This window comes from Acetobacter tropicalis, assembly GCF_030644465.1.
Taxonomy (GTDB): Bacteria; Pseudomonadota; Alphaproteobacteria; order Acetobacterales; family Acetobacteraceae; genus Acetobacter; species Acetobacter tropicalis.
Genome location: NZ_JAUYUW010000001.1, coordinates 3432424 through 3446177, shown reverse-complemented (window position 1 = coordinate 3446177; position 13754 = coordinate 3432424). Strand labels below are relative to the sequence as shown.

At 50.1% G+C, this 13754-nt stretch carries 11 protein-coding genes and 2 pseudogenes; 5 read left to right on the top strand and 8 right to left on the bottom strand.

Annotated elements, in window-relative coordinates:
• Nucleotides 1–216: 216 nt before the first annotated feature.
• Nucleotides 217–1200, top strand: coding sequence for a DUF1852 domain-containing protein (locus QWU00_RS15525; RefSeq protein ID WP_035380782.1), 984 nt, complete (start codon nucleotides 217–219; stop codon nucleotides 1198–1200).
• Between the two features lie 27 nt (nucleotides 1201–1227).
• Nucleotides 1228–2256 (top strand): methionine synthase, encoded by a 1029-nt coding sequence (locus QWU00_RS15520; RefSeq protein ID WP_035380780.1) that lies wholly within the window; start codon nucleotides 1228–1230, stop codon nucleotides 2254–2256.
• A gap of 76 nt (nucleotides 2257–2332) precedes the next feature.
• On the opposite strand, the pseudogene QWU00_RS15515 reads toward QWU00_RS15520, so the two are convergent.
• The 7 genes and pseudogenes from QWU00_RS15515 to QWU00_RS15490 all read right to left on the bottom strand — a co-directional run.
• Nucleotides 2333–2434 (bottom strand): annotated as a pseudogene (locus QWU00_RS15515) (IS630 family transposase); the annotation flags it as partial.
• A pseudogene (locus QWU00_RS15510) lies at nucleotides 2430–2651 on the bottom strand (IS481 family transposase); the annotation flags it as partial. The pseudogenes QWU00_RS15515 and QWU00_RS15510, both read right to left, overlap by 5 nt.
• A 260-nt stretch (nucleotides 2652–2911) precedes the next feature.
• Nucleotides 2912–3112, bottom strand: a complete 201-nt coding sequence (locus QWU00_RS16890) for a helix-turn-helix domain-containing protein (protein WP_081939078.1) — start codon at nucleotides 3110–3112, stop codon at nucleotides 2912–2914.
• A 60-nt stretch (nucleotides 3113–3172) separates the two neighbouring features.
• A complete protein-coding gene (locus QWU00_RS15505) occupies nucleotides 3173–4645 on the bottom strand; it encodes an efflux transporter outer membrane subunit (RefSeq protein WP_035380778.1) in 1473 nt (490 codons plus the stop codon).
• A gap of 2 nt (nucleotides 4646–4647) precedes the next feature.
• A complete protein-coding gene (locus QWU00_RS15500) occupies nucleotides 4648–5826 on the bottom strand; it encodes an efflux RND transporter periplasmic adaptor subunit (RefSeq protein WP_035380776.1) in 1179 nt (392 codons plus the stop codon).
• Nucleotides 5816–9007, bottom strand: coding sequence for an efflux RND transporter permease subunit (locus QWU00_RS15495; protein WP_035380774.1), 3192 nt, complete (start codon nucleotides 9005–9007; stop codon nucleotides 5816–5818). Before QWU00_RS15495 ends, QWU00_RS15500 begins: the two co-directional genes overlap by 11 nt.
• Before the next feature lie 257 nt (nucleotides 9008–9264).
• Complete coding sequence (locus QWU00_RS15490; RefSeq protein WP_035380773.1) at nucleotides 9265–10008, bottom strand: SDR family NAD(P)-dependent oxidoreductase; 744 nt, start codon at nucleotides 10006–10008, stop codon at nucleotides 9265–9267.
• A gap of 27 nt (nucleotides 10009–10035) precedes the next feature.
• Between QWU00_RS15490 and soxR the strand changes: the two genes are divergently transcribed.
• Both soxR and QWU00_RS15480 read left to right on the top strand, forming a co-directional pair.
• Entirely contained in the window at nucleotides 10036–10608 is a 573-nt protein-coding gene (gene soxR, locus QWU00_RS15485; RefSeq protein WP_316248921.1) for a redox-sensitive transcriptional activator SoxR, read from the top strand.
• Between the two features lie 83 nt (nucleotides 10609–10691).
• Complete coding sequence (locus QWU00_RS15480) at nucleotides 10692–11594, top strand: LysR family transcriptional regulator (RefSeq protein ID WP_035380770.1); 903 nt, start codon at nucleotides 10692–10694, stop codon at nucleotides 11592–11594.
• A 100-nt stretch (nucleotides 11595–11694) separates the two neighbouring features.
• On the opposite strand, the gene QWU00_RS15475 is transcribed toward QWU00_RS15480, so the two are convergent.
• Complete coding sequence (locus QWU00_RS15475; RefSeq protein WP_035380768.1) at nucleotides 11695–12900, bottom strand: MFS transporter; 1206 nt, start codon at nucleotides 12898–12900, stop codon at nucleotides 11695–11697.
• Between the two features lie 464 nt (nucleotides 12901–13364).
• Here QWU00_RS15475 and QWU00_RS15470 point away from each other — a divergent pair, with 464 nt between their 5' ends.
• Nucleotides 13365–13712: a cyclophilin-like fold protein gene (locus tag QWU00_RS15470; protein WP_035380766.1), complete on the top strand. Its 348-nt coding sequence runs from the start codon at nucleotides 13365–13367 to the stop codon at nucleotides 13710–13712.
• The last annotated feature ends 42 nt before the right edge of the window (nucleotides 13713–13754 follow it).

The window sequence follows — 13754 nt, the reverse complement described above, 5'->3', positions numbered from 1 at the left end:
TTTGTTTTCATCAACCCATAAGCAAAGTTTATGCTCTAATGAAAACAAATCATTTTTATTTATTTTGTCGTTGAGACACAAGACAAACAGACGATTGCTTAACAGAAGACATGCTAATGACCACAACCTCAAAGAATCAGGATAAAAATTAAAACCTTCTTGAATCCTCCAAAACCAAATACTGGTTTTTCGTAAAAAAAAGGATACAGAACTATAATGATTAAAGATTTTACATTTAGTATCAATCGAGTTCGTTTCGATGAGAATTATCATCCATCCGATAAGACGCGTCTTACGACCAATTTTGCTAATCTGGCAAGAGGAGAAAGCCGTCAGAAAAACCTGCATAATGTTCTGAAAATGATTGACAATCGTTTCAATGATATTGCGCATTGGGACAATGCTAGAGGGGATCGCTATTCCATCGAACTTGAAATCGTTTCAGTTGAGATGGATATTGATTTTTCTGGGAAAAGTGATAATTTTCCTCTAATTGAGGTCCTGAACACGACAATTGTTGATAAAAAAGACAACAAACGCATAGATGGTGTTGTAGGGAATAGTTTTTCCTCATATGTGCGAGATTATGATTTTAGTGTGCTTCTGCCGAACTACAACAAAGATAGGTCAGAATTTAGCATTCCTCATAATTATGGGAATTTGCATGGGAATCTTTTTAAAAGCATCGTGAAATCCATCCCATATAAGAATAACTTCAAGAAACTACCAGTCATATGCCTGAGTGTCTCAACCAACAAGACCTATCATCGGACAGAAAGTCAGCACCCTGTTCTGGGCATTGAATATCACAGTCGCACTTCTTCTCTTACAGACCTATATTTTGAAAAAATGGGTATGAAAGTCCGTTATTTTATACCGCCAAAGAGTGTTGCACCTCTGGCATTCTATTTCTTCGGTGATCTGCTTTCGGATTACTCTCCTCTTGAGCTTGTCGGCACTATTAGTACGATGGAATCTTTTCAGAAAATTTACAGACCTGAAATTTACAACGCTAACTCTGCAGCTCCGGCTTATTATCAACCGAGTTTAACGCATCAGGATTATTCCATAACTCGTATTGTCTATGACCGTGAGGAACGCAACCAATTGGCTGTAGTACAAGGCAAATATACGGAAGAAAATTTCATCAAGCCCTATCAGGGTATCCTTGAACAATGGTCTGCCACTTACAACGCTTGATCAATCAGAAACACGAGGCCATCTCTCATGCCCCCCCTACTTCCCATCTCAACGGCTGGTAGCCTGCCTAAGCCGTCCTGGCTTGCTCAGCCCGAAACTCTCTGGTCTCCCTGGATGTTGCAGGGAGAGGAACTGCTCGAAGGAAAACAAGATGCGCTACGCCTGGCGCTAGATGATCAAGACCGGGCAAGCATAGATATCGTCAGCGATGGTGAGCAAACGCGTCAGCATTTCGTCACAACGTTTATAGAGCATCTTGGCGGTGTAGACTTCGAGAACCGCCAGACTGTTAAAATTCGCAACCGTTATGATGCTAGCGTACCTTCAGTCATCGGACCTGTGACGCGCAAGAAGCCGGTGTTTATCAAGGATGCCAAGTTTTTACGTACGCTGACGAGGAAGCCAATCAAATGGGCATTGCCTGGTCCTATGACCATGATCGACACGCTCTATGATGGCCACTACAAAAGCCGCAAGAAACTGGCGTGGGAATTTGCGAAAATCCTTAATCAGGAAGCCAAAGAGTTGGAAGATGCCGGCATCAATATCATTCAATTCGATGAACCAGCATTCAATGTTTTCTTTGATGAGGTGAATGACTGGGGTATTGCCACATTGGAAAAAGCCATTGAAGGGCTTAAGTGCGAAACCGCAGTCCATATCTGTTATGGTTATGGCATCAAAGCCAATATCGACTGGAAAAATACTCTGGGAACAGAGTGGCGTCAGTATGAAGAAATTTTTCCAAAACTTCAGAAATCCAATATCGATATGATTTCACTCGAATGCCAGAACTCCCGCGTCCCGATGGATCTCATTGAGCTCATTCGCGGTAAGAAAGTGATGGTAGGCGCTATTGATGTTGCCACCAACGTCATTGAGACACCAGAGCAAGTTGCCAATACGTTACGAAAAGCCCTTCAATTTGTAGATGCTGACAAACTTTATCCGTGCACCAACTGCGGCATGGCTCCTCTAACGCGCCAAGTGGCACGAGATAAGCTCTATGCTTTAGGTGCAGGCGCAGAGATCATTCGAAGAGAGCTCTCAGCCTAGCTCTGCTTTGGCAGAATTCGTTTTGAGTTTGTATCGGTTTTATGCTGGTCATATGAGGGTTTTAAGCTCGCATCAGGAGATTATCGAGCACGACGATATCACCTGACTTGAGTGTTGAAAACAGAACCTGCTCGACATAGGCTAGGAAACTACGCCTGTTGATAGGGCGCTCAAGCACACAGAGTGGCTTTCTCCTCGATCGACAAAACCGTCGAAAGAGGAGCCTTCAGGTCAGTGAGCAGATCCGCCGTATCGGGCCGGCCCTTCCATTTGACGACCATCTTCGGGTTGATCGCGTAGTGTTTCGCCAGAGCCTTTAGGCTCTCTTGACTATGCTGTATCGCTCGACGGACTGTCATAGTAGTAGTGGCGCTCCCGTGGTGAACCTCGCCCATAGCGCTTCCTTCCACTCCCGTGAAAATAATACACCATCGAATCCCTGAACTAAACATCTAAATCATATCGTTCGGTAACAAAATTATGGTCTGTATCCGAGAAACGAAGATCCAAATTCAGGTTTTGGTATTTCTCTTCCAAATCGAGCAGTAATGGCTCCACACAATGCCTCCCGAACGATGCCGACATCGCAACTTTCAATCTACATTTGACATTAAAGCCTCCGAACTCCAGCATAGATTCACCAGCTCGAAGTTCTTCAAGGGCACAAACACACCGTTCGTAGTAAATGCCTCTCTTCCGTCAAACTGTTGCGATGGGCCGTTTGATTGAACAATTTTACGCCCAGTAGATGCTCAATGCGACCAATTATTTTCGCCACGGCGGAGCGCGAGAGTCCCAAACATTCAGCGGCTGGGGCGAAACCTCCAGCCTCGACCGTTGCGAGAAAGATGCTCACTCATACGAAAGGATTTTTCGTAATAGTATCGCTATGCGAAACAGTATTGCTCTCGAATTTTTACAAAATATGTTCCTTGAAAGATGACTTACGCTTGGGTGGGGTATCATTCCAACCTCCCCCCAACACCTTGTATAAGGTGACACTGTTAGAGAGCGTCTGAAGCTGCGTCGTAATCGCGCTCAATTGCGCTGTATAAAGTGCCCGCTGTGCCACGAGAGTCTCCAGATACGGATCGTATCCTGCCTTATAACGCTGCAAAGCCAGATCATATTGTCGCTGGTTGGCTGCAACGGCTTTTTGCTGCGCGCTCGTCTGTCGCGTATATGTCTCACGTCCGATCAGAGCATCCGCAACTTCCCGGAATCCCTGCTGAACTGTTTTTTCGTATCGCGCCACTTCCTCGCGTTTGCGGCTATGGGCCTGCTTAAGCTGGGCGGTCAGGCGGCCTGCATCAAACAGTGGTACTGTGATCTGAGGCGCCACATTCCACGCTCCCATCCCACTCTGGAACAGGCGCGTAATATTGTTGCTTGCTGTACCATTGGCGGCGGTGATCTGGATTTTAGGGAAGAATTCGGCCCGGGCCGCACCAATATCATCGTTAGCGGCGCGCAGATCCGCTTCTGCTACGCGAATATCTGGTCTACGCGCGATCATCTCCGAAGGCAGACCTTCGGGAACCTCGGGGAAAACAGTGACCGCTTCAAGAGATGCTTTCGCGTTGAGCGACTGTACAGTCGCGTCCGGTAACGGCATCCCGACAAGCAGGGTCAACTGGTTAAACGCTTCGGCTTTCTGACGTGTGTAGATTTCAACATTCGTTTCCACATCATGCAGAGCAGATTCAGCCTCCGCAACATCGAGTTGCGTTCCGGTGCCCACGTCCGCCGTCCGCCTAACCAGATCGTAGGTACGCTGTCTGTTGGCAAGAACGGCCTGTGTCAGGGTCAGCGCCTGCGCATTTGCCACCCAGTTCAGCATAGCCGTCGCAACACTGGAAATAATACTCAGCCTCATGGCCTGCTGGTTCAGCGCGCTAGCCATATAACGGTCAAAAGAAGCTCTTGAGGCACTTCGTATGCGGCCCCAAAGATCCACCTCGTAGGCGGAAACGCCGAAACCAACTGCATACTGCCGCATGTAGATTGGTTCGTCCGTGCGGGAGAGGCTCCAGATATGAGAGTTCATTTTCTGGATATTGGCACCCGCCGTTCCGTTCAAAGTCGGGAAAAGGGCTGCATTCTCAATGTCGAATTGCGAACTGGCAGCCAGCGTCTGCTGCTGGGCAATGCGCAGATCCCGGTTGTTCTCCAGCGCCGTGGCAATGAGGTTCTGCATGACAGGGTCGCGGTAGAAATCGCGCCAGTCCTGCATGAGCGCCGTATCATCCTTCGCCTGCGTAGAGCGTTCGCCGCTGGATGGCCATGTCGTGGACACCGGTGCCGCCGGTCGGTGATAATGCGGGATCATGGTGCAACCGCCGAGCAAAGCCGTCAGCGCGATCCCGTGAAGAAGGAATGAAGACCTCACGCTCAGATCACCTTTAGGTTCTTGTCGAGTTGCGGCGCGACAACACTGCCTTCATGCAAAGCGGACGGGGGATGCACCACAAGCAGACTGCCATCGGGCAACCCGTCCAGAATTTCCAGATGATCTCCATAATCCCGGCCGATCTTGACCTTGTGAACCACGATTTTGTTGTCAGCAGTGACAGTTTCAACAGACAGACCATCAGCTTCATAATTGAGGGCTTCTGAGGGCACCATGATGACAGAGGCCGCTCGTGGCAGATCAAAATGGATTTCCGCATAGAGCCCGGCTGTCAGGCGATTATCGTGGTTATCAATTTCGATCTCAACGGGCAGCATACGGCTTCCCTGTTCCAGCGCGTGCCCAGTTCGCGTCACTGTGCCTTTGAAAATCTGACCAGGTCGTTCCGGCACTACGATCGAGGCCGGCTCACCCACTTTGACTGTCAGAGCAGCATCCTGGGGAACGTGGACACGCACGCGTAACCGGTCGGTGCGGGTGACCACAAACAGGGGGCGTGACGTGGCATTATCAGCGCTGACCAGATCCCCGGCCTCCACATTCCTGACGGTGACAACGCCGTCATAAGGGGCGGTTACCGTCGTATAGGCCCGACGTTGCGCTGTTTCAGCCAGCACGGCATCAGCGGCTTTCTGTTCGGCCTGTCGGACATTTTGTGTCAGGCGGTCCACATCAAAATTCTGCTTGCTGACAGCCCCGCCACCGACAAGTCCGCCGGACCGCCTCGCGGTAATCTGCGCCAGAGCTAGATTGGCACGAGCCTGCGCCAGTGTCGCCTGCGCCTGCTCTACGCGGTGATCAAGTTCCGGCGCTCGGATAATAGCCAGAACCTGTCCCGCCTGCACTGGGGTTCCGATATCGACAAGCCGCTTGTCGATATAGCCTGATGCGCGTGCGCCGATGGGTGTTGTCTCAATCCCCACGGTTTCGCCCGGCAGGTCCAGTGATAAAGGTTGTGTCGAAGCACGCGCGATCATGGTCCGCACATCCGGAACCTGCTGGTCGCGTTCTCTGGCCGTTGCCGTGACCGCGTGCGCACGCTCGATATGGGTATAAACGCCATAACCAACTGCGACGATGACACTCAAGCCTGCAACAATGCCGGGGGAAAGCCGCCTGCGTTCCTGGCCAGAATGGGAAATGACAGGCTCAGACGACATTCTCATATTCCTCAAGCATGCGGGATTCACGACGGCGCAGACGGCTGTAGAGCCAGGGAACAACAAAAAGCGTGGTGCAGGTGCCAATCATCAGCCCACCGATTACGGCACGGCCCAGTGGCGCGTTCTGCTCGCCGCCGTCTCCGAGGCCCAGCGACATCGGCAGCATGCCGATCACCATCGCAAGGGAAGTCATTAAAATGGGCTTCAAACGCTCCCGCCCGGCTTCCATCGCAGCCTCTAGGGCGGTCATGCCATGGGCACGGCTTTCCTTGGCGAAGGTGACAAGCAGGATGGAATTGGCGCTCGCCACACCCTCACTCATGATCGCGCCCATGAGTGAGGGCACGGAAAAAGTTGTTCCTGTCACGAACAACATCAGCACAATGCCGCACATGGCGCCGGGCAGACCCAGTATGACAACCAGCGGGTCCATGAAGGACTGGAAGTTCACGACCATCAGCAGATAGACCGCAACAGCCGCCACCAGCAGGCCTATTTCAAGGCGCGTGAACGAGGTGTTCATGCTGTCAATCTGCCCTGCCACTTCGATGTTGTTGCCGGGTTTCAGGTCGCCTTTATGGCGTTCGACAATCCGCCCGATATCCCGCGCAATGCTCCCGAGGTCGCGATCCTCGGCGCTGGCGTCGATATCCAGAACCGGCTGAATGTTGCTGTGTGAAATCACGTCAGGGGCTACCGTGCGTTCAATGGTCGCCACATTCCGCAAAAGGGTCGGGATCGCGGCCGCCTGTGATGCATTCCCTGCCACCACCAGCTTGCCCAGATCATCAACGGTGTTGACCTGATATTGCGGTGTCTGCACGGCAACCGGGTAAAGCGTTCCCATCTGCGGATCGGGCCAGAAGTTCGGCGTGACGGTGTTGGAGGACGCCTGCGAGACCATGACGCTACGGGCTACATCGTTCAGAACGAGATTGAGGTCCTGTGCCCGTTCACGGTCGATCGACACGTTCAGGGCTGGGGCTGCAAGCTGCTGGTGCAGATGCACATCCACCAGACCGCGCACATGCCGCATGTCCTCCATGATCTTGCCCATAACCGCTCGGTTATTCGCCTGATCATACCCCGTAATCCGCACATCAATCTGGGATGTCAGACCAAAATTCAGGATCTGCGTCACCATATCGGCGGGCTGGAAATAGAACACGACATCCGGGAAGCGCTTGGCCAGAACCGTGCGCAGACGGCTGATATACTCCGCTGTCGGGCGGTGTTTTTCCTTCAGGGCCACCATGATTTGTCCGTCATTCGGGCCGATGGTTGAGCCATCATCAAAGGGCATGGAGAAACGGAAAGGAATGCCGATATCATCGAGCACAAGCTCGCGCTCATCCTTGGGAACAACTTCGCGAATGGTATCTTCAACCTGATCGAAAATCCGTTCGGTGGTCTCAATCCGCGTGCCTGCAGGCGCGCGTACATGGAGTTTGAACTCGCCAGCATCAATAACTGGGAAGAAGTCTTGTCCCACCTGCGTTGCAAGAAGCACAGCGCCTAGAATAAAGATGCCGCCCAGAGCCGGAACTTTCCATGCGCTGTTCAGAAGGCCAGACAGCGCCTTTTCATAACCATTCCGAAAGTGCTCGAACCGGGCATCAAATTTTGCACCGAACCGCTCAAAAATCGTGGGGGGCTTTCCAGCCTCTTCACGGCGTTTTTTGGCCTGTTCTTCCGAGCGCAGAAGCAGAGCCGCAAAAATCGGCACCAGAGTCCGGCTGATGACGTAGGAGGCCAGCATCGCATACACAACGGCCAGCGCCATAGGCGTGAACAGGAAGCGTGATGGGCCGGTCAGGAATTCCACGGACACGAACACACAGGAAATCGCCAGCGTGGACACCAGTGTCGGCAGTGCAATGCCCGCGGCACCATCCAGAACGGCTTTGCGTAAGTCTGCGCCGTCATGATGCAGACGGTGGATGTTCTCGATCGTGACCGTGGCATCATCCACCAGAATGCCCACGGCCAGTGCGAGGCCGCCCAATGTCATGAGATTGAGCGTCTCTCCGGTAACAGAGAGAATGGCGATGGAAGACAGGATAGCGAGTGGGATGGAGACTGCCACAATCAACGTGGAACGCCAGCTTGCCAGAAAGGCGAGGATCATGGCGGCAGTCAGCAAACCGGCAATCACGGCTTCAGACGCCACGCCCTTGATGGCAGCCTTTACAAACAGGGACTGATCGAACAGTTCGTCAATCTTCATGCCCGGAGGCGCTGCGGCGCGTGAGATGGGCAGAACCGTGTCCCGCATGGCGTTCACCACCGCCAGAGTGGACGCGTTCCCGGCTTTCATAATCCGCAGAAGAACCGAACGCTGCCCTTCACGGCGCACCACGTTATGCTGCACCTCCCAGCCGTCACGGACCTGTGCAACATCGCGAATACGGATAATGGCACCTGTGTTTGGGTCTTTCCGCAACGGAATATCGTTCAGCTGCTTTGAAAAATACGGGATGCCGTTCATCTGGATATTGTATTGGGACGGCCCGAATTTCACCGTGCCGCCCGGAAGTGTCAGGTTCTGAGCGTTGATGGCGTTAGAGACATCCAGCGGGCTGATTTTCATCGCCTGCAACTTGGTCGGGTCAATATCGACCATGATCTGGCGGATCTTGCCGCCATGCGGCGGGGGCAGGAGCGTGCCAGGAACAGGCGCCATCTGCTGCCGCAGACGATACACGCCATAATCGTACAGCTCGCTTTCTGTCAGTTTGTCTGATGACAGGGAAAGCTGGAGAACAGCCACGCTGGAGGCACTGTATTGCATGATAATGGGCGGCTGCACGCCTGGTGGAAGCTGGGCACGAATGGATTGCGTGGCGGCAACGGTCTGCCCGAGAGCGACCCCGATATCCACTCCCGGCTGGAAATACAGTTTCTGAAGCACAAGACCGGGCGTGGTCTGGCTTTCAATCGTCCGCAGATTGTTGACGAAAAAGCTGTGAGAAAATTCCGTATATGTACTAATGCGTTTTTCGGTTTCCGGTGCAGAAAGGCCATCATAATACCAGACGACGGTCACGACCGGGATATCGATATTGGGGAAAATGTCAGTCGGCGTTCTGAAGATGGCGGAAATACCAAGCAGAAGGATCAGCGCTGCGCCGACGATAAAAGTATAGGGCTTTCGGAGAGCGAGACCAACAATGCCCATATCTTCTGAAAATCCTGCTTTTAACCGGGAGCGCACGCGACCACGATGATTTTGACATCGAGACAGTCAATCATCTTGGAATGTACACTGCACATTTATGGAACGATTAGATGAGCAGAATATTCATAAGCTCCATATTGAGACTAGTCGGTTTTTTCCGAACATGATTATGAGACAAATTCATCAATGATCTCATGAGGAACACCTTATCGAGGCACCTCATGAGATTCAAAAAAACTATCCCGACCGTCCTGAAATTACCAAGGGAGATGACCTTCTTCATTCTGGAACGTTCCGGTTGGTCCATCTTTCCCGCTCAATGCCAGTTTGATGGCGATACCAGCGGCTTGTTCAGGTTTGCGCGTTGGAGCAACCACAGCGTCTTTCGTTGCATCCGTTGCTGTATATCCTGGACAGACGGCATTCACCTTGATGTCCTTCTCGGACAACAGTGTCGCATAAGTGAGTGTGAGTGAATTTACAGCCGCCTTTGACGCCTGATAGGTCGGCAGAACAAAGGCTGAATACTGCCATGCCTTGTCACTCCGAAGACCAAACGAACCCAGTTCCGAGGAGACATTCACGATGGTCGCAAAGGGCGCCTCTTCGAGGAGCGGAATACAAGCATCCATCAAGCGAAGCGTGCCGACGACATTGAGGGTCAAAGTCTGTTCCATACGCTCAACAAGCGTCAGATCCTGGGCAAAATCTAAACCTATGCCAGCATTGTTGACCAGAATATCCAAGCGTCCATAGTCACGCTGGATAAGGCCACAGGCTTTCCACACGCTTGCATCGTCTGTCGTATCAAGCTGGACAGCACGGACATCCAGCCCCTCCTGCCTTAAGGCGGCACTAACCTCGTCCCCCTTTTCCAGATTCCGGCTCCCTAAAAGAACCGTTACATCTTGCTGCGCCAGACCTTTGGCAATTGCAAAACCGATGCCCCTATTTGCACCACTCACCAAGGCTATCTTTTTCTGATTGCTTGATTGAAACATTGTCAGTCTTCCAGAACGTAATCGGATATGAGCAGCAAATTTGCGGCATATCCTGAAGAAACGGACCCGATCATAAATGAGCGAGAGCCTTGCGGAATCAGGCTGACAACCCGTATAAAACCTCAAGCTAACTTGAGGTCAAGAGCTAAAATGACAGGACAAAAATCATCTGCGAATTTTCTAACAGTCGGGGAAGTCTCGCGTCGTAGTGGCGTTGCCGTGTCGGCTTTACATTTTTACGAAAGTAAAAATCTAATTTCTTCAATCAGAACACAAGGCAACCAAAGGCGATACGCGCGGGATATGCTGCGGCGAATTGCGCTGATTAAAGCCGCGCAATCCCTGGGTATCTCTTTAGCGGATATTACAGCCATATTGGCTGCGTTTCCGCTCACTGACAAAATTTCCGCCAAAGATATTGATCAAATGGTAAGGAAATGGTCTGGAATGCTAGATGGGCGTATTGCAGGACTGACAAAACTCCGTAATCATCTTAATAAATGTATCGGATGCGGATGCTTGTCCCGAACCGATTGCCCATTGGTCAATCCTTCAGACTGTCTTTCCAAGAAGGGTCGCGGCGCGGTCGTTCTCTCCTGATCATTGAGTTCATTACATCAGGGATTCCTTCGCATATAACGCGTCTATTTCTTAACTAAAATACGGCGGATCGGGACGATTACATGGCACGCGAAAACTTGAATGATTTAACCGCTCTGGTCGCTGTTGCACGGGCAAAAAGTTTTACAAAAGCTGCCGCGAAATTAGGCGTATCACAATCGGCACTCAGCCATACCATTCGTCTTTTGGAAGAGCGCCTTGACTTGAGATTGCTGACCCGCACGACAAGAAGCGTTACGCCCACAACTGCTGGACAGCAACTGATCAGCGGCATTGCCCCACATTTAGACCAAATAGAAAATCAACTGACATCATTAGGAGAATTAAGAAATCAGGAATCTGGAAATCTTCGAATTACAATGCCTGATGATGCTCTGGCTTACGTTGTCCTGCCTAAGATAAAAGAATTCGTCCAAAAATACCCCAAAATCAATATGGAGTTTGTAGCAGATCTTAAACTTATTGATATTTTTTCTGAAGATTTTGATGGAGCAATTCGACTTGGTGAAAATATTACAAAAGAAATGACATCTGTTCCTATCACACCAGATATTCGTTTTGTTGTAGCTGGATCACCTGAATATTTTTCAAAAAACCCCAAACCGAAACACCCAAAGGATTTATTAAATCATAATTGTCTGACCTTACGGCTTCCAACGCATGGTCGCATTTACGCCTGGGAGTTCGAGAAAAAGGGGAAAGACATAACCGTGAAGGTAGAAGGATCTTTAATTTTTAATAGCATCTTTCCCATTCGAGATGCCTGCCTGGAAGGCTTAGGTTTGGCTCATATGCCTGAAATGGTAGCACGAAAATACATTCAGGAAGGACGCCTTCTGCAGGTTTTAGAAGACTGGTGCCCTTACTGGTCCGGGTATCATCTCTGCTTCCCAAGACACCATGAAAATGTTGCTCCACTTTCTCTTTTTATTGACGAAATGCGCCTTCATAAAAGCACCCCTTGAATTTCAACAAGCCCCCCATTTTCAAGATTAAAAATGGGGGAGATATTAAAATTAACGTTCAAATATTACGTTAGATTTTACTTTAATATGGCGACACGCACTATACTCCGCGTTTGTATATGCGGTTTGCCATTAACGCGCTGAATGACGCTGCTGTGAGAATGAGTGCGCTCACACCAAAGGTCGCACGATATCCGCTGCCATCGAAGAGAATTCCCCCGCAGGTTGCTCCCATGGTAATAGCCAATTGTACGACCGCAACCATAAGCCCACCTCCTGCTTCAGCATCATTGGGAAGCGTTCTCGCCAGCCAGGTCCACCAGCCAACAGGGGCAGATGTCGCAAACATCCCCCAGATGGTAAGAATGACGGCAGACATCACGATCGACTTACCCAGGCAAAGAAGCCCGACAGCCAGTAACGCCATAATAAATGGAATGATAATAAGAACCGGATAAACGCTGTTCTTCAACAACCCGCCAATCAGCAAGGTTCCCACAAGACCGGAGACCCCTATCAGCAACAAAATGAACGACAGAGTGGAGACGTTGACGTGAGCAACAATTTCAAGAAATGGTCTTACATAAGTAAACAGACTAAACTGCCCCATAAAGAAAAGGCCTGCTCCCGCCATCCCAACGGCGACCAGAGGCTTTTTGAGCAACCTAAAAACATTTGGTGACGCATGAGTCTTGCCAGACATCATGGACGGCAGACTTACCAGTTGCCAAAGGAAGACAATAACAGCAACAGGAACAACACAAAAAAATGCTCCACGCCAACCGATCAGACCGCCAAGGAAACTGCCTGCAGGAGCTGCGATAACGGTTGCCAGAGCATTTCCGCCGTTCAGAATAGCCAGAGCCCGTGGAACATGATGTTCTTCTACCAACCGCATGACTGTAGCAGCCGACATAGACCAAAAGCCGCCAATGACCACCCCGATTAAAGCGCGGCCGAGCATGAAAATGAGATAATTGGGTGCGACGGACACCACACTCCCGGAAACAATCATCACACCAATCAGCCCCAACAGGAGCCGTTTGCGATCGAGCCCTCTGGTCAGGGAAGATATGAACAGGCTCGTCAATACGGCAAAAGCACCAGAAACTGAAATGGCCTGCCCAGCCTGCCCTTCACTGATCTGTAAATCAGCCGCAATCGGGGTCAAGAGACTGACGGGCATAAATTCGGATGCAATGAGAGCGAATGCGCCGAGAGACATGGCGAGCACGCCGCTCCACGAGCCAGATATCGCTTCTGGCTCCACTTCCACATCAGGTGATATTTCAGATACTTCTTTCATTATACCTCAACTGAGTGGCCCTCCTTCGAAATATAAGGACCATTTTTTGAATTATTCTGTATTTTCTTAAGTATATTGTGAATAAAAACGAGAAATAATTTTAATCACAATAAGGAACTCATCAAGCATGTGCTGAATAAACCAGATGATGTGCCAGAACTAGACCGTATAATATCATGATCAAAATGAGTAGATTTCATTAATTAGACCAAGATCCCATCCAGCAGCATTCATGAAATATACTCATCTCTATGTTCTAAATATCGCCTCTAAACCCAAGCTTTTTATATCGCTATAATGGTTAAGTCAGGCGTACCGGATGAGTGATTCTCAGCGGCAAGATCACGGCGTATTTTGTTTCTACAAAGCTCGGTGAGCCCGTCTACTGCGTAAGTCGGTCTGAATGTGTCACCCACGTTACGGTTTTCGCAAAGGTTTCATCTCCAGACGGAAGAAAGGTGAATATGAAAATACGTCTGACACTTGGAGAACAAGTGATCTTTGCTTCGTTGGAAGACACTCCTTCCGGGAGAGATTTTCTCTCTCTTTTGCCAATGACCTTGATGCTTGAAGATTACAATACGACTGAGAAAATCTGTGACCTTCCCAGGCATTTGTCGAGCGACAAAGCACCCAAAGGATATGCTCCTTCCGCAGGTGACATTACCTATTATGCTCCTTGGGGAAATATCGCCATCTTTTATCGTAATTTTGAATATTCATCTGGCCTCATCAAGCTAGGCCAGATTGAAGACAACCTTGAGGGGCTTGCTCTTACCGGTCGCATAAAAATGCAGGTGGAAGCTCTTTAAGCAAAATACATAATACCATTGATGTATTAAGTATTGTCTGAG

Bases quoted from the DNA above. Each gene is read 5' to 3' on its own strand.
- QWU00_RS15525 (WP_035380782.1), top strand. From the start codon at position 217: ATGATTAAAGATTTTACATTTAGTATCAATCGAGTTCGTTTCGATGAG.
- QWU00_RS15520 (WP_035380780.1), top strand. From the start codon at position 1,228: ATGCCCCCCCTACTTCCCATCTCAACGGCTGGTAGCCTGCCTAAGCCG.
- QWU00_RS15500 (WP_035380776.1), bottom strand. From the start codon at position 5,826: ATGTCGTCTGAGCCTGTCATTTCCCATTCTGGCCAGGAACGCAGGCGG.
- QWU00_RS15495 (WP_035380774.1), bottom strand. From the start codon at position 9,007: ATGGGCATTGTTGGTCTCGCTCTCCGAAAGCCCTATACTTTTATCGTC.
- QWU00_RS15490 (WP_035380773.1), bottom strand. From the start codon at position 10,008: ATGTTTCAATCAAGCAATCAGAAAAAGATAGCCTTGGTGAGTGGTGCA.
- soxR (WP_316248921.1), top strand. From the start codon at position 10,036: ATGAGCAGCAAATTTGCGGCATATCCTGAAGAAACGGACCCGATCATA.
- QWU00_RS15480 (WP_035380770.1), top strand. From the start codon at position 10,692: ATGGCACGCGAAAACTTGAATGATTTAACCGCTCTGGTCGCTGTTGCA.
- QWU00_RS15475 (WP_035380768.1), bottom strand. From the start codon at position 12,900: ATGAAAGAAGTATCTGAAATATCACCTGATGTGGAAGTGGAGCCAGAA.
- QWU00_RS15470 (WP_035380766.1), top strand. From the start codon at position 13,365: ATGAAAATACGTCTGACACTTGGAGAACAAGTGATCTTTGCTTCGTTG.